This is a genomic window from Gordonia alkanivorans NBRC 16433 (genome assembly GCF_000225505.1).
Classification (GTDB): domain Bacteria; phylum Actinomycetota; class Actinomycetes; order Mycobacteriales; family Mycobacteriaceae; genus Gordonia; species Gordonia alkanivorans.
Genome location: NZ_BACI01000048.1, coordinates 109,104 through 130,786, shown reverse-complemented (window position 1 = coordinate 130,786; position 21,683 = coordinate 109,104). Strand labels below are relative to the sequence as shown.

The 21,683-nt window shown below is 63.7% G+C and carries 20 protein-coding genes; 7 read left to right on the top strand and 13 right to left on the bottom strand.

What is annotated here, in order from left to right; all coding sequences use genetic code 11:
* Nucleotides 1-483: 483 nt before the first annotated feature.
* Complete coding sequence (locus GOALK_RS07965; RefSeq protein WP_040004065.1) at nt 484-1,503, top strand: glycoside hydrolase family 26 protein; 1,020 nt, start codon at nt 484-486, stop codon at nt 1,501-1,503.
* 70 nt (nt 1,504-1,573) lie between these two features.
* On the top strand, nt 1,574-1,864 hold the full coding sequence (locus GOALK_RS07960; RefSeq protein WP_040004069.1) for a hypothetical protein: 291 nt from the start codon (nt 1,574-1,576) through the stop codon (nt 1,862-1,864).
* Between the two features lie 247 nt (nt 1,865-2,111).
* Here GOALK_RS07960 and GOALK_RS07955 read toward each other — a convergent pair whose 3' ends face one another.
* From GOALK_RS07955 to GOALK_RS07945, 3 genes are read right to left on the bottom strand one after another with little or no spacing between them, the layout of a single operon-like run.
* Nucleotides 2,112-4,226 (bottom strand): acyltransferase family protein, encoded by a 2,115-nt coding sequence (locus tag GOALK_RS07955; RefSeq protein WP_006358289.1) that lies wholly within the window; start codon nt 4,224-4,226, stop codon nt 2,112-2,114.
* Nucleotides 4,227-4,242: 16 nt separating this feature from the next.
* Nucleotides 4,243-4,425, bottom strand: a complete 183-nt coding sequence (locus GOALK_RS07950; protein ID WP_006358288.1) for a hypothetical protein — start codon at nt 4,423-4,425, stop codon at nt 4,243-4,245.
* Nucleotides 4,422-6,197 (bottom strand): glycosyltransferase family 2 protein, encoded by a 1,776-nt coding sequence (locus GOALK_RS07945; protein ID WP_006358287.1) that lies wholly within the window; start codon nt 6,195-6,197, stop codon nt 4,422-4,424. The genes GOALK_RS07950 and GOALK_RS07945 overlap by 4 nt, the downstream gene beginning before the upstream one ends.
* Nucleotides 6,198-6,263: 66 nt before the next feature.
* On the opposite strand from GOALK_RS07945, the gene GOALK_RS07940 reads away from it, so the two are divergent.
* A complete protein-coding gene (locus GOALK_RS07940) occupies nt 6,264-7,490 on the top strand; it encodes an alpha/beta hydrolase family protein (RefSeq protein ID WP_232283150.1) in 1,227 nt (408 codons plus the stop codon).
* Between the two features lie 94 nt (nt 7,491-7,584).
* A complete protein-coding gene (locus GOALK_RS07935; protein ID WP_040004064.1) occupies nt 7,585-8,412 on the top strand; it encodes an SGNH/GDSL hydrolase family protein in 828 nt (275 codons plus the stop codon).
* A gap of 422 nt (nt 8,413-8,834) precedes the next feature.
* Here the strand turns inward: GOALK_RS07935 and istB are convergent, their stop codons facing one another.
* The 5 genes from istB to GOALK_RS23400 all read right to left on the bottom strand — a co-directional run bounded on the left by istB (nt 8,835) and on the right by GOALK_RS23400 (nt 14,250).
* Nucleotides 8,835-9,623 carry an IS21-like element helper ATPase IstB gene (istB, locus tag GOALK_RS07930; protein ID WP_040004063.1) on the bottom strand — a complete coding sequence of 263 codons (789 nt, stop codon included), beginning with the start codon at nt 9,621-9,623 and terminating at the stop codon, nt 8,835-8,837.
* Nucleotides 9,620-11,131, bottom strand: a complete 1,512-nt coding sequence (gene istA / locus GOALK_RS07925; protein WP_157139142.1) for an IS21 family transposase — start codon at nt 11,129-11,131, stop codon at nt 9,620-9,622. Before istA ends, istB begins: the two co-directional genes overlap by 4 nt.
* A gap of 357 nt (nt 11,132-11,488) precedes the next feature.
* The gene (locus tag GOALK_RS07920) at nt 11,489-12,040 is read right to left on the bottom strand and encodes a hypothetical protein (protein WP_006358282.1); all 552 of its coding nucleotides are present in this window, start codon (nt 12,038-12,040) and stop codon (nt 11,489-11,491) included.
* On the bottom strand, nt 12,037-12,348 hold the full coding sequence (locus tag GOALK_RS07915; RefSeq protein WP_006358281.1) for a hypothetical protein: 312 nt from the start codon (nt 12,346-12,348) through the stop codon (nt 12,037-12,039). The genes GOALK_RS07920 and GOALK_RS07915 overlap by 4 nt, the downstream gene beginning before the upstream one ends.
* A 39-nt stretch (nt 12,349-12,387) precedes the next feature.
* Complete coding sequence (locus GOALK_RS23400) at nt 12,388-14,250, bottom strand: HD domain-containing protein (RefSeq protein WP_157139141.1); 1,863 nt, start codon at nt 14,248-14,250, stop codon at nt 12,388-12,390.
* A 601-nt stretch (nt 14,251-14,851) separates the two neighbouring features.
* On the opposite strand from GOALK_RS23400, the gene rsgA reads away from it, so the two are divergent.
* A complete protein-coding gene (rsgA, locus tag GOALK_RS23055; protein ID WP_269724174.1) occupies nt 14,852-15,262 on the top strand; it encodes a GTPase RsgA in 411 nt (136 codons plus the stop codon).
* A 218-nt stretch (nt 15,263-15,480) separates the two neighbouring features.
* Nucleotides 15,481-16,719, top strand: a complete 1,239-nt coding sequence (locus GOALK_RS07895; protein ID WP_006358278.1) for an HNH endonuclease — start codon at nt 15,481-15,483, stop codon at nt 16,717-16,719.
* A 231-nt stretch (nt 16,720-16,950) separates the two neighbouring features.
* On the opposite strand, the gene GOALK_RS07890 is transcribed toward GOALK_RS07895, so the two are convergent.
* Nucleotides 16,951-17,850: an alpha/beta fold hydrolase gene (locus tag GOALK_RS07890; protein ID WP_006358277.1), complete on the bottom strand. Its 900-nt coding sequence runs from the start codon at nt 17,848-17,850 to the stop codon at nt 16,951-16,953.
* A gap of 30 nt (nt 17,851-17,880) precedes the next feature.
* Between GOALK_RS07890 and GOALK_RS07885 the strand changes: the two genes are divergently transcribed.
* Nucleotides 17,881-18,798, top strand: a complete 918-nt coding sequence (locus tag GOALK_RS07885) for an alpha/beta fold hydrolase (protein WP_006358276.1) — start codon at nt 17,881-17,883, stop codon at nt 18,796-18,798.
* Nucleotides 18,799-18,864: 66 nt separating this feature from the next.
* On the opposite strand, the gene GOALK_RS07880 is transcribed toward GOALK_RS07885, so the two are convergent.
* From GOALK_RS07880 to GOALK_RS07865, 4 genes are all read right to left on the bottom strand, one after another.
* Nucleotides 18,865-19,752 (bottom strand): CopD family protein, encoded by an 888-nt coding sequence (locus GOALK_RS07880; protein WP_040004058.1) that lies wholly within the window; start codon nt 19,750-19,752, stop codon nt 18,865-18,867.
* Nucleotides 19,753-19,755: 3 nt separating this feature from the next.
* The gene (locus GOALK_RS07875; RefSeq protein ID WP_006358274.1) at nt 19,756-20,304 is read right to left on the bottom strand and encodes a copper resistance CopC family protein; all 549 of its coding nucleotides are present in this window, start codon (nt 20,302-20,304) and stop codon (nt 19,756-19,758) included.
* Nucleotides 20,297-21,013, bottom strand: a complete 717-nt coding sequence (locus GOALK_RS07870; protein ID WP_006358273.1) for a YcnI family copper-binding membrane protein — start codon at nt 21,011-21,013, stop codon at nt 20,297-20,299. The genes GOALK_RS07875 and GOALK_RS07870 overlap by 8 nt, the downstream gene beginning before the upstream one ends.
* 91 nt (nt 21,014-21,104) lie before the next feature.
* On the bottom strand, nt 21,105-21,626 hold the full coding sequence (locus GOALK_RS07865; protein ID WP_006358272.1) for a hypothetical protein: 522 nt from the start codon (nt 21,624-21,626) through the stop codon (nt 21,105-21,107).
* Between the last annotated feature and the right edge of the window lie 57 nt (nt 21,627-21,683).

The following is a 21,683-nucleotide window of genomic DNA, read 5'->3' as shown; positions in this document are numbered from 1 at the left end:
TCCAGCCGGACGACACTTCAGGTTACTATTTTGTAGGAACGTCCAGCTAGCAAAGACGGGTGGCCCCTAGGCGCCGATCCACTGTGACTCGATCCACACGTCGTACCCGTCTCCTAGCCACTAGGGACCAAAGTCCCTAGTGAAATCTGCTGCGCGGCAGGCATTTCAGCAGGCGAAACCACATCGCACGGATAGTGACGGATCTCATAGCTTGTCGCCAGCTACGGATTCCGAACGTTGTCGCAATGCACCTTCCTTCGATGACGAGCACCCAGATCGGGGGACAAGCCCGCACGGACTTAGTTTCTCTAAACAGTTACGGAAACTATCAAATGTCCGAATTCCGGCACGCTCAAGTCTCATTTGTCTCAAATACTCGAAACTCGGGACAGAATTGGTTTCTGTAGCGTGAACAGCCCGTTGGCTACGCGTTGCGATGGCCCCAGGTTCTCCAACCAACGCGGCGGCGGCAAGAATGACTGAGTGATCGATAACACGACGCCGAGGGAGCAAGGTGCCAGACTCCCGCGTCGCACGTTCTTAAAGGCCACGCTAGCGACGGGAATCGCCGGGGTTACTTCGTGCAGTGTAGACAGTCATCCACAGCAGCAACCGCTTGATCACCGGCGGTCCTGGGGAGCGTTCATACCGTCAGTGACTGGTACAGGGCTGCCAAGGTTCAGCTCGATCGCCCGACTTGAATCTCTCGCCGGCTCCAAGCCGGATTTAGTGCACCTATTCGCAGCAATCCCAGATTCACTACCCGTCGCAACCCTCAATCGCATTCGCGGCAGTGAAGCGACCCCGATTCTGACTCTTGAACCGTGGGACCCCGACAAAGGACGTGACCAGTCCGTCTGGTCACTCGCGACCATCGCTGCTGGTCAACATGATTCGGATTTGTCTCGTTGGGGGGCGGATCTAGCTTCATGGCAATACCCGATACTGCTCAGGTTTGCGCAAGAGATGAACGGAACCTGGTACCCATGGTCGATCGGAACCAGCCAGAACACGCCCTACGACTACCGCGCCGCCTGGTCGCGAATGCACTCGATCATCAGCAAGCAGGCACCGCAAGTTCGCTTCGTATGGGCACCGAATGCGATCACCGAGGGCACTCGGGACTTCACCGACTGCTACCCCGGGGACGATGTCGTGGACTACCTCGGTTTGGATGGCTACAACTGGGGTCAGTCACCGGGCCACCAATGGCAGTCCGCCCACAAGCTTTTCTCCGAAAGTCTCGAAGCACTGAGCAAGTTGAGCCCGAATCGCCCGACACTCATTACTGAGGTAGGTTGCGCGGACGGCAATACCCCGAATCTCAAAGCGGAGTGGATTACAGACTTCTTCCACGTCATTGAATCCGCTCCAGATGTCCTCGGCTTCGTCTGGTTCCAGATGGACAAGGAACGCGACTGGCGGCTAAATTCGACGCGTGCCAGCACCCTGAGCTTTCGAAACGGGCTCGAGCAGTGGATAAGTAGTCGTCCGTTCGCCTGACGGACCAGGGGCTAGGGCTATACCCGGACACCACGGTTGCATGAGGGTCAAGGGCAGGGATACTAGTGCGATGCCCGTCCGAGCCGTCGATCCCTCTGTGTTCTATGCGTTGGTCTTGCTGAACCTTCTGTTCGTCACGGGCGCGTGGTGCCTGGCTCGCCCGACCTACCGGGCGGCGGGGGTCATGGCAACTGTCTCGTTCGCATGGTTCATCTGGAACGGACCGTTCGAGGGACGAGTGTTGATTTCAATCAACTTAGACCATGGCTTCACCGAGTCGGACATTCTCTCGATCCTCGGGTTGGGTATCGCCGCAATCACTTTCACGCGCACCCGTGAACGGCGGCGGTACGAGGAGTAGGTGGCGGTTGGGGCTGGGTTTGGGTTGTTTGGTCACCTGCTCTTCGTGGCTCCTCGCTACGCTTGTCACACCTCAGGGAGCGACGGGGCTCCTGCTAGCGCTCGTCACACCCTCAGGGAGCGACGGGGGCTCCGGCTAACACTCGTCGCCCCTCGGCGAGCGATGGGTGCGCTCCCCCACTCAACCTGCAGGGCGCCCGCGGTTTCGATACGGCTCCTCGCTGCGCTCGTCGCCTACTCAGCCAGCTTCATCGCGCGTTGTAGTCGAACCTTTGCTTGTCCAGCTGCGCCCGCAGCGCCGGCTCGAGGACCCGCGCGGCGGTAGCGGTCAGATGCGAGTCGTCGCGGTAGAAAAGGATCTTGTTGTGCGCGGCAAAGCACGAGTTGCTCTCGCACAGCAGGTCGTTGACGCTGACCGTCGTCACGTCCTGGTATTCGTCACGTGACACGACATCGGTGATCGGTTCGATACGCGGGTAGTCGTCGAAGTTGAACTCGCACCTGGTCCAGTCGTCCATCGAGCCGGAGATGCAGTCGGCCACCTGGAAACCCGGGTAGGGCGTGTCGGCGATGTAGACGAGCTTGGCGCCGGTGTTCCGCAGCTGGATCATCGTGTGCGTCCACGCGGCCTCGGAGACCACACGATCCGGCACATACGTCGACAGCGACGAGACGAAGATGATCCGCGGGCCCACCTCGGCGATGCGCTTCAGCGTCTCCTCGCGCCACTCCTGGCAGTCCGGCTTCACGTACGGGTCCGGGATGCGGGGCTGCGGCCGCAGGTGCTGGGCCGGGCAGGCGGCCTTGGTGAACTGGTGGATTCGCCAGCCGTGGTCGGCGCCGAGGTTGCGGATCGCCTGCGCCCACTGGTCGGCGTGACTGTCGCCGAAAAGCACCACCGGGATGCCGTCGGCCGGACCGAAGACGCAGTCGGTGCGGGGCGCGGTGTCCCCCACCGGGATCAGGCACTCGAACGGTTCGGGCCGGTCGTCGAACGCCTGGAACGGGTTGGGCGTCACCGGGCCGGACTGCTCACCGCTGTCGGTCCCGAACACCGACTGATACGTGAGCGACGCGTTCGCGACGGTGTCGCGGCTGGCCACCTGCACGGTGATCACGCCGGCGGTCATCGTGACCGCCAGGGCCGCGACGACGCCGGTCAGGCCCAGCGAGATCGACGCCGAGTCATTGCGTTTGAGCTCGCGGTTACGCAGCAGCGGTTCCTCGAACAGCAGCGTCGAGATGGTCGCGAGCACCAGCGACCCCGCCGACACGGCCAGCAGCACCGGCCAGCTCGACGACCCGACGACCGCTTCGTACAGCACGATCGCCGGCCAATGCCACAGGTACCAGGCATACGAGACCCGGCCGAGGAACTTCAGCGGCGGCGTCGCCAGCAGTCGTCCGACGAACACCGAACCCGTCCCGACGGCACAACCGGAGGCGATGACCAGGGCGGCACCCGCGGTCGGGAGCAGCGCCGCGGTACCGGGATACGGCGTATGGGCGTTGACGATGAAGGCCGCGACGATGATGCCGGCCAGACCTGCCCAACCGAGCACGAGGACAACGGGATTACCTGCGCGGAGTCCGCCCAGTCGGGCGAGGGCCGGCATCCCGACGGCCACCAGGCCGCCGACACCGAACTGCCAGGCGCGGGTGTAGGTGGCCATGTAGGCGGTCGCGGGATCGGTGGGCGTCAGCACGATCGCCCACACCAGCGACGCCACACTGACCAGCAGCACCGCGATGCCGACCGACCAGCGGACCGACAGGTGTTCGCGCAGCCGTGTCCGGGTGGCGAGCGCACCGGCGCCGATCACCAGGAAGGGCCAGATGACGTACAGCTGGGCCTCGATGGCGAGCGACCAGAAGTGCGTCGCCAGGCTGCCGTCGATCGCGCCGGCCAGATAGTCGGCGTTCTGCTCGATGAAATGCCAGTTCGCCAATTGCGCTGCCGCGGCCAGAAGATCGAGCGCCTGCTTGAACACCTTGAGCAGCGGCATGAAGATCGCGGCGCCGATGATCGACACCACGATCACCAGGGCGGCCGGCGGGATGATGCGGCGGGCGCGTCGGGCGAAGAAGCCGCGCAACGAGATCCGCTCGTGGCGCTCGTACTCGCGGACCAGCAGCCCGGTGATCAGGAATCCGGAGATCACGAAGAAGACGTCGACACCGACGAAACCGCCGGTCAGGTACGGGACGTGCGAGTGGAACAGGACCACGAGCAGCACCGCGATACCGCGCAGGCCGGCGATGTCGTCGAAGAAGGTCCGCGGCTTCACGCGCGTCTCGGCAGGTTCCTGCGTCGACGAAACGGCGAGCGCGGCCATCGGTTTCGTCGGAGCGTCGTAGGTCATGGCCTCGCCCGGCCGATCACTCGGTGTCCCACGGGAGCATGAGGTCGAACCAACCGAGCGCCATCGCCGCGATGAACAGGATCACGCACGTGTACCCGATGACCTCCCACACCGAGATGCGGTTCCAGTTGGTCGGGGTCGGGCGTTTGGGAGTGGCTGCGGGGCGGGCGTCGTCGGATGCGGGACCGAACGGCGTCATGAGGCGATCTCCTTCGGGTCGATCTTCCTCAACTGCACCGTCTCGGCGTCGGAGTTGTCGTGCTCTTCGACGTCGTTCGCACCGGGGTCCGTCGGGTCGTCGACCGCGGTGTTTCGACGACGCCGCGGGGCGAGGATCTTCACGAACTCGACGAACAGCGGCAACGCCAGATACGTGTAGGCCAGCATCAACCCGACCATCATCCAGAACTGGGCGAGCCCGTACACCATCACGTCCCGCACGATGAACACCCAGAACGCCAGCAACGACGCCCCGAGCACCGTCGCGCCGAGCCAGGCGATGGAGCGGGCCAACGAATTCGACTTGCCGATCACCCCGGTGGGCACCCAGCCGATCTCCCGGCCGATGATCTTGTGCCAGATCGCCACCGCATGCGCGTAGCTGTAGGCCATCTGGATGCGCAGCACCTCGAAACGCCAGCGCGTGCGCGACACCAGCGGGAACAGCACCACGTACACCCACAGGCCCAACAGGAACGGGACCAGCTGCACGGGCCGGACGTCCTCGGGATAGAAGGCGGCCATGATGACGCCCGGCAGGAAGAGCAGGAAGACGTTCAGCGCGGTGGTGATGTAGTACAAGACGCCGGCCCAGCGGGCGATGCGCTGGCGGATGCTCTGAGGCTGTGGGTGGTCCACGAGCCGATTGTTCGTTACAGGCGTCAGCGTCCCCTGGCACCAGCGGTACTGCTGATTGAGGAAGCCGGCGAGGTCCGACGGGCACAGCCCGCGCGACAGCACCACCGGCACGTAGCGGATCGTGTACCCGGCCTGCTGGACGTGGCGGCCGGTGTGGAGGTCCTCGCTGTGCTCGATCTCGGCGAAGCCGCCCACCCGGTCGAGCGCGCTGCGCCGGTAGATCGCCGACGTGCCGACACAGTTGGCCGCACCGATCCGATCCCGCGAGGGCAGCACCCAGCGGTAGAAGAATTCCTGCGTCGCGCCGGCGGTCCGCTGAATCCAGTTCATCGACTCGGTGGTCGCGAAACATTGCGGACTTTGCACAATGGCGACCTGCGGGTCGTCCAAATAGGGGACCAAATGTCCGAGGAAATCGGCGCGCGGGCAGAAATCGGCGTCGAATATGACGATCAATTCCCCGCTACTGATGCGGCACGCATTGCGGAGGTTGCCCGCTTTTCTGAGGTGCCCCCGGTCCGGACGAACCACGTAGTCGAACCCGAAAGACGCTGCCAGATCGTGCACTTCCTCGCGCGCCGCGTCGTCGAGCACGTAGACCGATACCCGTCCGGGCCAGTTCAGCTCGACGACGTGCTGGTAGGTGTTCCGCAGGATCTCCAGGCTTTCGCCACAGGTCGGGAGAAAGACGTCGACGCTCGGGTATCGGCCGTCGTGCGGATTCCAGGAAGTGACGCGTTCCTGGTGCGACGCCCACGTCACCCGTCGTTTGTTCATGCCGGTTAACAAAGAAAATGTGTTACCGATCACATTCAGAACGAGGATGAAAAGCACCGGCGTGAGCCAGACGTGGGTGGTCGCGAATGCGACAAGTGAGACAGAGACCAGAACGAACGCCGCGAGCAGGACCAGCTGAATCCAGCGCATCTGCGGGCCGAGGTATTCGTAGACCTCATCGTCGTCGGGCGCGGTGACCGACAGCGGATTGTGCTGCGGTGCTGGAGGTTCGGCGTGGCGTCGACCACTCGGCGCCGGGGCCGGTTCGTCGTCGGCGGGCAGGGAGCACTCAGCGGACGACGCACCTGTTGTACGGGTCCCGACGGTCAGCTCCACCCACCCAGAATCATTCAACCAATACGTCGACGCAAACCGCGGGAATCGACGGGTTACCGTTTCCGGGTGAAATCCAGGTGGGGCCGAGCGCGGTCCGTCGGCGTGTGTGTGGCCGTCGTGTCCGTCTTCGGTGTGGGGATCTCCGGATGTACGTCGGCATCGGAGACCGATTCGACAGCTGGTGCGTCGAGCTCGGCGGCGTCGTCGACGCCCGTCGTGCTGAGCTCGGAGGCCGTCGAGCAGCGCGGCGGGATCGTCCGGACGGACGACGTTCCCGATTCGTGGTCGCTGCCCGACGGCACCGTCGCCAAGCGATTGGTCTACCGGTCCACCTCCGGGGTCGACGGGTCGGCGACGAATGTGAGTGGCGCCGTTTTCGTTCCCGGGTCCACTCCCCCGGCCGGCGGCTGGCCGCTGATCGCCTACGCGCACGGAACCACCGGCATCACTCCCGACTGCGCGCCGTCGGATCAAGCAGACATGTTCGGCGACCTGACCGCGGTCCGGGACTTCCTCGACGCGGGATACGCCGTGGTCACCACCGATTACCAGGGCCTCGGCATGCGGACCGGGCGTCAGGCGCCGCATCCGTATCTCGAACCGCTCACCGCCGCGTACAACGTCATCGACGCCGCTCGTGCGGCGCAATCCGCAGGTCTCGGCGTCGGCCCGCGCTGGCTGGCTGCGGGACGGTCGCAGGGTGGCGCGGCGGTCTGGTCGACCGCCGAGGAGTTCGCCGGCTACGGCGGCGGCAGCGGTGAATTGCTGGGCGTCGTGGCCGTCGCGCCGCTGCTCGATCCCCAGTACTTCGCCACGCGCGCGCAGGAGAACACGCTCACCCGCGCCCAGCAGCATCTGTATCCGCTGGTGGTGCACGGAGTTTCGCAGGCCGACCCGGCGGTGAAGCCCGGCGACCACCTCTCCAGCCTGTCCAGCTCGGCGGTGCCGGTGTGCGGGGATGACCGCACCGCGGTGTCGTTGCTGTCGGTCCCGGCGCACACCTCGCTGGGTGCCGTGACACCGGAAGCCGCCCAGACACTGCATGGACGACTCGAGGCCTACACCCTCCCCCGGACCGCGACGAAGGTGCCGATCCTGGCGGTCTACGGGGCTGCCGACGACGTCATCCCCCTCGATGTGATGGAAGACACATTACGGCGTGCTTGTGATTCCGGGGATCGGGTACTGAGTCGCAGGCATGAACAGCAAGGGCATATCGTCAACCCTGGCCCTGCTATGGCGGCCTGGGTCCGCGACCGAGTTGCCGGATTGCCCGCACCAAGTAATTGTTGAAACAATCGAACCTGACGCCTCGCGCGTGGTCGGTAATTGGCCGCTATGGTGACAAAGTCGCTGGACGAGAAACGCGGGTTGGGAGACTGGTTAAATGTTAAAGGCCGTGAAGCGCATTGCAGGTTCTGCACCGATCTGGGCATGGATCGTCATGGTCGTGTGTGCAGTGGTCCTCGTTGTCGGTCTCATCGTGTCGAGCAACCGGACCGCTCCGACGTCGGACACGACGGCGCAGCTGACCCCCACCAGTTCGACCCCGCTCGAGCAGCCCGCCACCCTCGCGTTCATCGAGGATGCCAAAGCGCACGCGGCTGAGCCCAGAACAATTGTGTTGCTCGGTGATTCGACCGGTGCCGCCCGCGACGGCTGGGCCCCGAAGGTCGGCAGTGCGATCAGCCAGAACCTTCAGCGGCCGATGGCCACCAAATTCTGGAACACCACGACCAATGATTACGGCGCAATGGTCGGACTCGGCGACGGCCCGAACGGACCGATCGGATTCTGGAATGCCAGCGCTTCCGGAAAAGACGCGAATTACGCGCTCGAGAATCTCGACAAGATGATTCCTGCGGATGTCACACCCGATTTAATCATGCTTAATTTCGGACATACCCAGGATGCGAAGACGCCGCTCGCCGAACAGCTGCAGCCGCTCATCGCACAGCTCCGCAAGGAATACCCCAACGCCGACCTCGTCGCGATCAAGCAGAGCCCGGCCCAGGGCAAGAACACCGGCGAGGTGACCGCCGGCTTCGCGTCGGCCATGGACGCCGAGGGCATCCAGGTCATCGACGTCTACTCCGCCTTCCCCACCGACGCCGCCTCGCTGGCACCGCTGCTGAAGGACACCGTCAACCCGAGCGCTGCCGGGCAGCAGATCTGGGCGACCACGGTCCTCAAGGCTTTCGAGGTGCAGGCGTAGGGGTATCGCCGCCTCAGACGACGAATCTGATTCGATCGGAGCGGCAGCGCAGCGTGCTGATCGAGACTCCAGTCGAGAAAACGAGCTATCACGATCGTTAGAAAATTTAGTCCGTTAACCCGCAAGAACTGCCTTGTACCGCGTCGAGAACTAGCTGTACTGACCACGGACGCCAGGTACTGCGTGGCGGGGTGACATGAAGACCTCCGCATGAAGTGCGAACTGTCTAGGGAAGCACCGCTCAACCGATCGTCCAGGCAAGATGGTGCATGTCGACGTCAGGAAGCTCGGCAAGATTCCCGCTGGCGGTGGGTGGCGCAAACTCGGCCCCACCGGACCGACTCGCGTCAATCCATTGTCAACGGCCAGTTTGATGTCCCCGCTGGTGGCCAGGTAAAAGTCCCCACCCTGTGCGGGATGTTCTAGGTGGGTGGTACCTCCGTTCGGTGTGTCATGCGGTAGGAGTCGCCGTCAGTGATGACGATGGTGGCGTGGTGCAGTAGCCGGTCGAGGATGCTGGCGGCGGTGGTGTGTTCGGGCAGGAATCGTCCCCATTGCTCGAAGGGCCAGTGACTGGCTATCGCCAGTGAGCGGCGTTCGTAGGCGCCGGCGACGAGCCGAAAGAGCAGTTGGGTGCCGGTGTCGTCGAGCGGGGCGAATCCGATCTCGTCGAGGATGAGCAGATCTTGGCGCAGCAGGGTGTCGATGGTTTTGCCGACGGTGTTGTCGGCCAGCCCGCGATACAGGGTCTCCACGAGGTCAGCGGCGGTGAAGTACCGCACTTTGTGCCCGGCGTGCACTGCGGCGATCCCCAGCCCGATCAGGGTGTGACTCTTACCCGTTCCGGCCGGGCCGATCAGGGCTAGGTTGTGTTGTGCTCGTACCCATTCCAGTGAGGACAGGTATTCGAAGGTGTTGGCCGGGATGGAAGATGCGGCCACGTCGAACGATTCCAGGGTTTTGGTGACCGGGAACCCGGCAGCTTTGAGTCGGTTGCGGATGTTGGAGGCATCACGGGCGGCGATCTCGGCTTCGACCAGGGTTCGCAGCACTTCTTCGGGTGTCCACCGCTGGGTTTTCGCGGTGAGCAGGACCTCGGGGGCGCTGCGGCGGATCGAGGCCAGTTTCAATCGGCGTAGCGCGTGTTCGAGGTCGGTCGGTAGTGGCGGCACTGTTTGGGATGTAACTGGTTTCGATGTTGTGTTGGTCATGAAACCTCTTTGTCGCCGGCGCCGAGCTTGTAGGCATCCAGCGAGCGGGTGGGCGCGGTTGGCAGGTGGCCCAACAGTGCTGTGCCGGCCGGTCGCGGGTTGGGGGTGCCGGCTCCGGCATCGAGGATCGAGCGCACATCGGCGGCCTTGAACCGCCGGAACGCCACCGCCCGGGTCAGGGCGGTGAGCACCTGTTCGCGGCCGTGGGAGGTGACGAGCCCGAGGATGTCATCGAGTTTACCGCCCAGGCGGGTGTTGCCGATGGCTGCGGCACCGACCAGGAACTGCTCAGCAACCTCACCGAGATCGCAAAACTGCTTCTCTACCGCGGTTTTGGGTCGTGGTGCACGACTGGGCGGTGTGCGTGGCCCCCTGTAGTGGTCGTCGTTGAGGACGACCTCACCAGGTGCGGCCAACAGATGTTCGGCGACCACCTCACCGGAGGCGGGTTCGGCGATCAGAAGCCGCTCACCGTCCTGGATGAGGGTCACGGTGGTGCCGATGAGCCGGTTGGGCACTGAGTAGCGGGCCGAGGCATACCGAATACACGAGAGGCGGTCGACCTTACGTGCGATCGGCGGTGGACCGACCTGAGCACGCAGAGACGGCAACGCCGACAACACTTCTCGTTCCACATCGAGTTTCTCAGCAGGCACGCACAGCGTGTCGCTGTGGCGGCGGGTGTTGACCTCGACACACCAGTCCCGCGCGGCCCGGTTCGCTGCGTGCACATCCAGCGGCACGTCGTCACGACCAGCGGCGATCTTGGCTTCGGTCCACAACGGTTGCGCCAGATCCGACTGCGCGTACCCGCAGAGGTTTTCCACGATCCCTTTCGACTCCGGATCGGCGCCGTGGCAGAAGTCCGGGGCGAACCCGTAGTGGGTGGCAAATCGCACATAGGTCGGGGTGGGTACGACGACGTTGGCGACGACTCCACCTTTGAGGCAGCCCATCCGGTCAGCGAGTACCTTGCTGGGTACTCCACCGATCTCCTCCAACGCTTCGGCGATGAATCCGAGTGTGGTGGTCGCTGTTTCGTTGGTGGCGAACCGAACGAAACGCCACCGCGAGAACGCCAGCACCGCGCAGAACATGTGTAGCCCGCCGATCACAGCCCAATCGATGACCAGATAGTCACCGGGAGCCCACACTGCCGGACGACGCCCACGATGATGATCACGGCGCCACTGTGTCTTCTCCTGGGCGACGAGACGACGGAAGTTACGGGCCGAGCCCTCATAGCCCGCTGCACGTGCCACCGGCAGCAGGCGCTTGGCGGTGATCCGGCCGTGTGACCGCTCGACTCGCTCAGCGACCAACTCGGCGACCGCATCGTAGTTGCGGGCCCGTTCCTTGCGATCGGGTGGTTGATCGTCGGCCTCGAACCGGTCGACCACACGCTTGACGGTCTTGTGGGTGGTGCCGCACACCTCGGCGGCGGCGCGATAGCTTCCGAGTTCTCGGTAAGCAGAAATGATGTCCATACGGTCCTTCGCAGACTTCAATGAAACTCCCAGGCGGTGATGGTGATCGGTTGGCACCTTCACCGTCATCGCCTGGGCCTTCAGTTCCGGGTCGACACGACGAACACAGGGTGGGGACTTTTATCTGGCCACCAGCGGGGACCTCGACCTGGCCACCAGTGGGGACTTTCTCATGGCCATCGACATCCATTTGGCTCGAGGTGCCGCGACGGAGCACAGGTACTACAACGCACCTGGTAATTATTCGTCACCCGGAACTATATTCGCGTTGCAGTGCATAAATCTAAATATCTTGTCTGATTGGGCGAGTCACTACGCTCTGACGCATCCCGAAACGATTTGTAGCAACCCAAACGGCCGATGCGAAGAGCGTGCATATCAAAGTGTTGGCAGCTTGGCCACCAACGAGGACGCCAGTTGGGAGAAAGTACCGAAGATGTCGTCATCGGCCCAAATCTTCGGATCCGCAGAGCCACGTTCCCACAGAGCGATGAAGGAATCGACCGCCCGCTCGACCTCGGGGGTCAGGACTTCCTGGTAACTCAAGTGTGCAGTCAGTTCGCGAAGGCTGCGAACTCGCGAGCTATCTCGCACATTATGGGCCCGCGCTAGATCACTCATTAGTGCATCAACCTGCTGATAGAGCAAAAGCGCCGCCTCAGTACGACTCTGCGCACGTCGCTCAAGCTGCTGCACCGCATCCTCCGCCGTCTTCAGCTGGGTTGCATCAGCACTTGCCGCGATCATGGCTTGCGCCCGCTTCGCGTTGTCGAGCGCCGCAGCGAACTCGAATCCGAAACCTTTGAAATCGAGCTTCGACACTCGGCGCAGGAACCCAGCCAACTGGAGCCTAAATATGACGGCTAGTGAAATCACTGTCACCGGCCAGGCAATTTCGTGTATTAAGCCGACCCATTCTGAACCGTTCACTTTGCAACACTTGCAATCACACGGAAAGTGGCCTCTTCCAGGACAACTTCTACGAGACCCATTTCCTCAAGACTCTCGACAGCATTCAGAGTAACAAAGGTGCGATCCGCAAGCTCCTCGTCACAGTCGATCTTGAGTACTAGCTCTTCAATCCGACAACCGCGCCCGCCAGTAGATTCCAAGGTGTGCAAGACATCCGTTTTGGCTGTGTCATAAATTTCGACTAATCGGTCCACACCTAAGTACCAGGACGATGCTTCAACACCGCCAGACACCACAGAATTACCGGTGGGTGAACTATCGCTCATCAGGTAGCCTTCGTTTAGTTTAACAGTACGAAGAAAACGTCACGCTCCGCGCGCAATCTTCTCGATTTTTGACGACCAGAGTTCGACCACACTAATCGCATAAGCGCCTTCAAACAGCTTAGCCGCGGTTTCCTTCAGCAATTTCGTGCCATAGTTCGGCAGCGAAGTGACGCTCGTAGACATCACGAATGCATGAAAATGAGGACGACTATCCTCAATCTCCACCAAGCTCCGAACCATTGGACTAATCGTTTCCAGAGGGACCGAATCTTCTCCACGGAAGATCTTCACCCCCTCACCGGCAGTCGACACTCGTGCCGGGTTATATGCGATAACCCAGAAACACCCAGCGAGATCTCCTTCGAAAGTCGTGTAGCCATCCATAACTTTCGCGAGATGCCGTTCCTTCGCACAAACAGCCTGCCGGCGCGGCTCGTACATTAGGTGCTTAGCAATCTTGTTCATCGCCTGGACCGCTGGGATAAAATCTCCTCGGATGACCGTGATCGCCTCGATCTCATATTCGAGACGGCGACGCGCCGTATCACTGAGTCCGGCACTGGACCTAAGCTCTTCGGCCCTCTCCTGCAACTCCATCAGCCCGGTAGCTAGTCCGGCGCTAATCGACTTCCACGCATCCTCATACGCCATCTCATCTTTCCAAATTGGAAGCCAATTGTTTACTCGATCTAAAGCCGCAGTCGCAAGCGCTGCAAACCTCCGCTGCTCATAGATCGGCGGCCCTCCAGCCCGGTCCCAGTCAGATATATCGCTGAGCCCGCGTCGCAACTGCTCGTACACCGACGAGTCATCCACGTGAGCTAGATGGGACCGGTCCGATCGGCCACCATAACTGCCCGAGAAATAGTCGAGATTAGAAAACCTAGAGGGCCCCGCGTCTCGATCCGCGACCCCTTGAGTTTGTGAGCTTTCCTTTATCTCAGTTAAGGCCGTGCGGGGTGCCCGAACAATTGTATCGTGCGTCTCGAGAGCTAATCTTAGAATAGTATTCAGAGCGACCGCGTGCGGATGAAACGCAACCCACCGATAATATTGGTTGCGCTGAAATAGTAGATCCTCGACAGCGGATCGCGCACGCAAGCCATAACCAACCGTCCACTCACCTTCTTCGACATGGAGCTCAATGGAGTACAGCAATCGCTCCGCGTCGAGTGATCCGTAAGTAGTACCAGCATTATGATTGTCGCGCTGGAGATAGTCCAGTCGATCAATATCAACATCTCCGCTGAAGATTTTCTTTAGCGCACTGACAGCACTATTAGGGTCCCTGGAGGGCATTATAATACCCAGTGTAAGCTTCCATGGTATATCTTGGACGCATCTACGTGGCAGTTTGCTCGTAATATACATTCCTACAATTTCATGGAACTGCAGCCTGGGCGTCGACAATGCAGTTCTGGTCATAAAAGACGAGAATTCCGACGCGGCATTGAATAGAGGTGTGCGCAACTCCTCGTAGTAGGGCTCGAGTGCATGCGAAAAGGGTGGGTGACCCACGTCATGCAGCAGGGCAGCCGCTGCTACAGCATTCGATACTTCGCCTTCGAAGTTCTCCGCGAAACTACTCTCCGAACGAAGCCACTCTCGCGTTCGAGCATCAATTGACCCGGTTGAAACATCCGACAGGAAGTCGCGAACTCTCGATTGAAAACTTCGCCGGGTATCGGCGTCACAGTTCTTCCAGCAGTAACCCCACGCACGTTGCGCGAGGTGCATGGTGCCCATGGTGTGCTCGAACCGCGTGCCGGTCATCGAAGGATATGCAGTCGAACTCATCGAGGTTTGGCTGATACGACGGAGACGCTGGATGTAAACGTCCTCAACCAACGCACTGATCTCTGTGGGCAGGTAGACATACTTGTGAATCGGATCGCGCACCACACGGCCAATCGACCTTGGGTCGTTGTGAGTCCTGTCAGAACCCGGCATACCCACCTCCCGCAGCTGCTGCGGTCAGCGATTCATGACACTTTCGATACCGAATAGCAGCCATGAACCCTCCCCGGAAACCGGGGATCCCGCAGACTAAGGGCCTTTGGGGTGGCTGCAGTAACACTGACGACATGTGGTATCCCATACTGGTAGTTTGCGATAATGCGGCTCCGCCCAATAGATCAAAATTATTGTGCGCCAGTCTGACTCGACTAGTAGAACCAGCATTGCCTACGTGCGCGACTGGGACGGAACATCTTCAATCGATCAGACGACAACGATCGTTTCGTCACCGTTGAGGTCTTCCTACCCTCACCTGCGACTGCAGAGCGCAGACAAGTGTCGCGCTCACGAAGGTCGACGTCGCGACAGAACCAGTACTCGACCAGGTCACAGGTGTCGCGATCGGCGCGAGCGTCGTCGAGGTGTGCGCTCCCGACGGAACCGCGGGTTGAGCGAGTTGCGCGACCACATCTCTGGCACTGCCGCGCTCATCGGGGCGTCGGGCACCGGCAAGTCGACGCTGGTGAATGCGTTGTGCGGCTGAAACATCCAGGCGACTGCACCGGTCCGTATGAGCGACGGCAAAGGCAGGCACACCACCACTGACCGGGAGATGTTCCCGCTCGGCGGTGGCGCCACCCTCATCGACACACCAGGACTACGCGGAGTCGGCATGTGGGATGCCGATGCGGGCATCGCTGCCGCGTTCTCCGAGGTCGACGACCTCGCGCAGCACTGCCGGTTCACGGACTGCGCGCACGAGACCGAGCCGGGATGCGCGGTCCGGGCCGCCGTCGACAGCGAAGAGCTCGACGCACGTCGCGTGGAGAGCTACCGAAAGCTGCAGCGCGAGAACGAGTGGGTGGCCGCCCGCGCCGACGCACGGTTGCGGCGGGAGAAGGCGCTGGAGGTCAAGGCCGTCAGCCGAGCCCTCCGTGCGTACTACCGGGATCGGTGAGTGCGGTTCCTGCCCCGGATTGTTCCGTTCCAAGAAAATCGCCACTTCGCACAGAATCACCACTTTTACACCGATTCTTGTTACTTCTGCGATTACTGTTCACTGGTGTTGCGAGTTTCTTTCACGCTCGTGAAATACATTGTGAGCAGCAGGAACTCGCGAAACAAATGCTGTGGAGTTTCCGTGCAGTCGAACATATGTTCGCGTACATTGGAGTCATGGCACCGCTCGAATCCCTTCTCGACCAGCTCGCGGCAATCGCTCCACCCACCGACGATCCCACTGGTCGCAAGACAATTTCCCATCTGGACCTCTGGAGAAAGGTCCGCAACCTGGCTGATCACCGAATCTCCACTCATGCAGGCGATCTCGATGATCTGCGTGTCGCGCAGAAGGCCGGTTCGACCACCAAGAAGCTGCTGATCGAGATGGGATTCCCGCCAGTGGTCGCCACTCGTGCGATTCGTATCGCCGACAACATCGGCACCTTGAGCAAGCTCGAGAGTTGCGCGGCCGACGGAACCCTCTCGGGAGAAGTCGCCGACGCCATCGTCCGTGGCCTGACAATCATCGAGAAACGTTCACCCACAGCGCTTTCCGACGACGACCGCGGCACCTATGAAAGCGGACTCCTCGCCCAAGCCCTGTCTGGTGCCACCCCGGCCGAGATACACAAGCACGCCCAGACGATCGGCAACACCATCGCCGACGACCAGGGCGGCATCCCCGCGAGTGACGACCGAACACTGGACACGCTGTCGCACCACACAACCGACGACAGCCGCGTCGACATCCACGCCAACGTCACCCAGGCTGTCGGTGAGAAGTTCATCTCGATGATCGACGAACGCTCCCTGCCACGACCCGAACCCGACGGCTCCCCCGATCGACGCTCAGCAACCCAGATCCGCGCCGACGCACTCGAAGTATTGCTCGATCAAGCCGCAGTAGGCGCGGCGATGGACACCATCGGCACACCGCGCGCCCAGACGATCCTGACCATCCCCGCCGACGGTGGTAGCCCCGCATTCCTGCCCTGGACCGGCCCGACCACCCACGCCATCGCCCGGCAACTGTCCTGCGACGGAACCCTGACCGAGATCATCATCGACGGCGAGACCGTGCCCCTACAGATGGGTCGCGAACGACGACTGTTCCCACCCCACCTGCGCAAGGCGATCATCATCCGCGACGAGAACTGCATCAAATGCGGTGCCCCACCATCGCATACACAGGTGCACCACATCCAACACTGGTCCGACGACGGTGAGACTGAACTCGACAACGGTTGCCTGCTCTGCCAACGCTGCCACACCCAGGTCCACCACAACGGCTGGGACATCATGATCGGCTTCGACCGCCACCCCTGGCTCATCCCGCCGGCCGACATCGACCCCCAACGCCGCCCGCTGCCCGCCCACAACCGCCGCACCATGCGACTCGACGACGCCGCCTGACACACAGAACTCACGCGCAGCACCTTCCGCACCCGACGACCAGCCGGGACCGCATCCGTTCCTTGACAACTCCACAGTGTGAAGCGCCGCCGGCGTCGATACGGCTCGTCGCTGCACTCCTCGCCTACTCGACCAGCATCCCTGCTGCCCGAGTAGGCCCGAGGTGCCAGCCGAGGAGTGTTCCACCGCTGGCCGAGTAGGCCCGAGCGCCGGCCGAGGGCCGTATCGAGGTCACCCCGCGGACGAACCCTCTACCGCTGCATGCGAACTCACCGCATCGAGCGCTTCGGTGAACGGCGGGATGAAGTACCGTGCGCCGAGGACGCAGCATGCGTGACCGCCGTCGACCTCGAAGCGCTGCGACCCGGGGATGCCGTCGAGCAGCAGTTGTTGCCGTTCCGGTTCGACGACGCGGTCGCGGATGGAGACCACGACGGCGGTCGGCACGTCGATCTCGTGCAACCAGCTGCGGGAGTCGAATTGCCCGAGCCCGTTGCCGAATTCACCCAGGTGCGACAGCGGCGTCGAGAAGAACTGCCGCAGAGCCCAGATGGAGGTGTGCGACGTCGTCTTGTCGAGGCTCTCCTCGGAAATCCGTGGGAGCAGTCGGTAGAGCGGCGTCAGGATGCGGCCGGTCCGTTCCGACGACTGGCGGTGCTTGGGGTCGTGGGTGCTGAAGAACGGGCCCGTCGAGCACAGCACGAGACCCGACACCCGTTCGGGATGACGACGCCACACCAGCTGGGCGATGCCGCCGCCCATCGAGAATCCGGCGGCGACGAAGCGGTCGATGCCGAGGACGTCGGCGACGGCCACCACGTCGTCGGCGCAGTCACGGAGGTCGAAGGTCTCGGACTCGATGCCGCGGCCGTGCCAGCGGGCGTCGAGGGTGATCACTCGGTAGCGGTCGTTGATCACCGGGATCGTCGGGTACCAGCACAGCAGGCCGGTGGTCAGCACCGAGTGGAGCAGGAACACCGCCGGGGCGTCGCGGGGTCCCGAATCGGTGACGAAGGCGCGTCCCCGGCCGGGCAGGTCGAGCATCTGACCTTTGGGTATGTCCGTGGCCGGGTGGGGCGAGAAGACATGGCGGACTGCTCTGGCGGTGCCGTTGAGAAACTCGGGGATCACGCATATAACGCTACGTGAGATGCTGGTCACATGATCGACATCGCCCGTCCGAAAATCGAGGGGTCGATCGCCGTGGCCGACGGTGATCGTCGCATCGGGTTCGCCGAATACGGATCAGCTACCGGACGGGCCATCATCTGGCTCCACGGGACGCCCGGCGCTCGCCGCCAGATCCCCGTCGAAGCTCGTGGATATGCCGCTGAGCGGGGGGTTCGCCTGATCGGGCTGGACCGGCCGGGCGTCGGGTCGTCGACGCCGCACCGGTACGAGAACATCGCCGCCTTCGCCCCCGACCTCGAGACCGTACTCGAAGCACTCGGCATCGACGAGTTCGCCATCATCGGCCTCTCCGGCGGCGGACCGTACACACTCGGAGTGGCGCACGCGATGCCCGACCGGGTGGTCGCCGCGGGCATCCTCGGCGGCGTCGCCCCGACCGTCGGACCCGACCGCATCCCCGGCGGGGCGATGAAGCTCGGCTCGTTCCTGGCGCCGGCGGTCGACGTCGCGGGGGCGCAGATCGGACAGGTCCTCAGCATCGCACTGCGCTTCGCGCGGCCGATCGCCGAACCGGCCATCACCGTCTACGGCCGCTTCTCCCCCGAAGCCGACCGAGAACTACTGGCGCGCCCCGAGTTCCGGGCCATGTTCCTCAACGACCTGCTCCACGGCGGGCGCCGCGCGATGGAGGCACCGTTCGCCGATGTCGTCGTCTTCGCCAAGGACTGGGGATTCCGCGTCTCCGACGTCGGAGTGCCCGTGCGCTGGTGGCATGGCGACCACGATCACATCATCCCGTACGCACACGGCCAGCACGTGGTGTCGTTGCTCCCCGACGCCAAGCTGTTCGAGCTGGCCGGCGAGAGCCACCTCAGCACGCTGCACATGGCCACCGACATCATCGACGAGCTGCTCGCTATCTGGGATCAGTCGCGGGCGTTGAAGTAGGCGGTCGACCTCACCTGGCCTTCGCGGCTCGTCGCTTGCGCTCCTCGCACCTCAGGCATCAAGAGGTCAGGGTGCGGTCGCCGACAATCCGGCGGCCAGACCCAGCACGGCGGCCATCAGCATCAGTTCGACGACGGCGTTCCGGATGGACGCGGTCTCGGTCTGGCGATGGCGCTCGACGGCAGGCACCCAGCGTCGTCGATGCCAGGCGGCGACTCCCACCAACGCCGCCAGCATCACGCCCTTCGCCACCAGAATCCGCCCGTAACCGGTGGTGCCCAGTGCCGACAGTCCGTCGATCTCGGTTAGAGCGGCGACCACGCCGGTCACCGCGATCACCCCGACCGCCCACGGCGCCCGCTGCGAGAACACCGGCAGACTGCGCGCCCACCCGGACCGGCCGCGCACGGAGAGGACCATCGCGGCGAGCAGTCCGCACCACCAGGCGGCGGCCAGCGCATGCGCGCCGACGAGGAACGGGCCGATGGCGTTGTTGCCGGCGTGACCGGCGATCGCGGTGGCCAGCACACCGATCGCTGCGAGCGCTCCGACCACCAGAACCGGGACCTCGACGGCGGTCAACAGGTCGAGTACCGCCCACATGACGATGAGCAAGCCCGTGACCAGCGCGACCATCTCAGAGGCACCGGAGGTCAGGACGTCACCGAAGTCGGCGGCACTCACGTCGAACACGTCCTTGCCGGACCTGTCAGCGGTACGCACCCAGGCGCTGATCAGCGTCGCCACCACCCAGACACCGGCGAGCGCACCGATCCAGGTCGACGCCGGTTCGGCGTCGACCGTCGGCAGCAGCCCGAGGCCGAGTACCACGACCGAGACGCCGAGCGCGAGGGTCGCGGGCAGTGCGACCGTGTCGGGTCCGTCGGGGCGGGCGAGCAACCAGCTCACCAGCAGTCCGGCGAACAGGACCGGCACACCGGCCACGACCCTCACGCGTCAGCTCCGAGTCTTGGGACGGGTCAGCCAGAACACGATTCCAAGACCTAGCACCAGGACCACGACGGCGCCGACGATGAAGTACCACACCGGGATTCCGTCGTCGGACTGATCGGCGGAGGCGTCGGCGAGCGGGCCCGGTTCGCCGTTGCCGGCGACCGTCAGCTCGAAGCTGCGCTGCCCGCTGATGACGTGTCCGTCGGCGGAGGTCACCCGGTAGTTGATCGTGTACTTGCCGGTCGGCCCGAGTTCACCCATGCCGACGCTCACCTTGCTGCCGTCGACCTTCGGGTCGCCGGACTGCCAGAAGTGCTCATCGGGTCCGACGACGTTGAGCACCGCATACGCGGACTGGATGCCCTCGTTGAAGGTCAGCGTGACGGTCTGCGGACCGGCGGGCAGCCTCGCACCGTCGGCGGGGTCGGAGGAGACGAGCCGCGAATGCGCCGAGGCGGCGGGCGCCGACCAGGTACCGACCAGGCCCAGGCACGCCAGCGCGGCCAAGGTCAGCAGGATGGACCGGCTCAGCGGCATCACGCGCTTACGCATTGCCGCGACCGTTGCGTCGGACCACCATCAGCGCCGCGACACCGAAGACGGTGCCCAGCGCGCCGACGACCAGTCCGATGCCGCCGAGCCAGCGGGCTGCGGAGTCGGCCTGGGCGGTCTCCGCCGTTTGCGACGCAGCCGCGTCCGTGGTCTCGGGGGCGGCGTGGTGCTGGCCGTGCCCGGCCTCGCCCACGGGGATGGTGATCATCGGTGCGGGCTTCTCGGGCTCGGTGCCGTCGGCCGGGGTCGGCTGGTTCCAGTCGGCCTTCTCACCGTCGGCGTAGGTCTGCAGCGTCGGCAGTTCGACGGTCTCCTGCTCGGGGAAGGGACCGCCGGCGAAGCTGAACTGCGCGAACTGTCCGACGGGGATGCCCGGCGAACCCGGCTCGGCGGTCCAGGTGAGTTCGGTGACCAGGTCGTCCTTCTTGGTGACGACGGTCTTCCATCCGGCCATCACCTCCGGGCGGGCCGACTTCAGACCGGGGAGGGTGACCCGGATCGACGTCGTCGGCGCCACCTCGGACTCGTTGGGGACGACCAGGTTGACCACGCCGTACCCGCCCTGGGTCACGGTCGGGGCGTTGGCGCTGACATGCGCCGATGCCGCGCCCGCGCCGGTGAGGGAGGAGACGCCGACGACGGCGGCAGCGGCGGCGGGAAGGACGAGACGGCGGGCGACCGTGGCCCGCGACGAGACAAGCTTCTTCATCTGGATTCTTTTCTCAAGAGTTCGGACATTCGATGCGTAACGCGCGCACGACAGCACCGAACCGTCGCGGGTTCGGTGTGGCGGCGCGGCGTCAGAGTCCGAGCGGAGGTCCGCGAACACCGGTGCCGCCGACGGCGGGACCGGCGACAACAGCGGGTTGAGTCCAGAAGACCGGGCGCGCACCGGGCACGCGCAGTACGGCGGGCGGGGTGAGGAACGCGAAGACCGACCCGATGACGGCCAGCAGCTGCGCACCGACGACGATCAGTACCGCGCTGAGCGGTATCGCGACGAAGTGCGTCAGCAACATCGGCAGCGCGGGGGCGTCGTGGGTGACGTGCGCGGCGTCGGCGGCGAGCGACCAGTGGCTCGCGACCTGCGCGGCAGTCAGGACGCCGACGGCCGATGCAGCAGCCGGGACCAGGCGTCGGCCCCGGGTCGCCAGCTGCAGGAGCATCGCCGCGGCCACGCCGATCGCGACGGTGAGAACCACACCGCCCGAGCTGAGCGCATGTCCGCCGGCTGCACCGTGCGCGGCGATCGCGACGGTGGGCACCACACCGGCCGCGGCGACGCGCGTGAACGCGTCGGGCGTGCGGACGGTGGGTGACATGGCCCCCATCCTAAGGAGTGGGTCCGGGTCGGACGGAGTCGCCCAACCCGGCCAACT